General features: G+C 27.4%; 1 pseudogene. It reads left to right on the top strand.

The annotated features are described in order from the left end of the window. Nucleotides 1-340, top strand: a pseudogene (locus KGF41_RS20630) (phage tail protein); the annotation flags it as partial.

Below are 340 nucleotides of genomic sequence, written 5' to 3'. Positions count from 1 at the left end.
CTGATGGAGAATATTTTAAACTTACAGTTAATCATAATCTTGTTACAGAAAATATATTCGTTGCGATACTCGATGAAGCAACTAAAAAGAGTATGACTAATTCTTATACTGTAGTAGATTCTAATACAATAGATATTTTTAATGAATTAGCTATAGATGTAAAAGTAACTGTTGTAAATGGTAATACAAATAAAGAAGTTATACAAGCTACAATAAATGATAATATAACAACACTAGATAGTACTTACTCTAGTGTTAAAATAGATGCAAAGATAGGCGTAAACGAATTAAGCACAAATGCTAAAAATCTAACGGGTGCAGTTAATGAACTTTTTCAATC

The organism is Clostridioides sp. ZZV14-6150, from assembly GCF_020657875.1.
Classification (GTDB): domain Bacteria; phylum Bacillota; class Clostridia; order Peptostreptococcales; family Peptostreptococcaceae; genus Clostridioides.
The sequence above is the reverse complement of the archived record's forward strand: the minus strand, read 5'-3'. Positions and strand labels throughout refer to the sequence as shown.